General features: G+C 62.0%; 1 pseudogene. It reads right to left on the reverse strand.

The features are described from left to right. A pseudogene (locus J5M67_RS29160) lies at positions 1 to 245 on the reverse strand (arylsulfatase); the annotation flags it as partial.

Below are 245 nucleotides of genomic sequence, written 5' to 3' on the forward strand. Positions count from 1 at the left end.
GGTGAAGAGGTGCATGCGCGTGGTATTCATCCAGACGAAGAACGGTTTGTCGGCCTTGGCCTGCTTGTCGATGAAGTTGATCGCCGCCTGGGTGGTCTCGTCGTCGATGGTTTCCATGCGCTTCTTGTTCAGCGGGCCGGTGTCCTCGATCTTGCCGTCGGCGAAGGAATGGATCACCCCGCGCGGCGAAGCGGCCTTGATGAAGGCCGGGTCGTCCTTCGGCCAGTACGGGCGCTCCGGCTCTT

This window comes from Pseudomonas sp. 30_B, from assembly GCF_017491605.1.
Taxonomy (GTDB): domain Bacteria; phylum Pseudomonadota; class Gammaproteobacteria; order Pseudomonadales; family Pseudomonadaceae; genus Pseudomonas.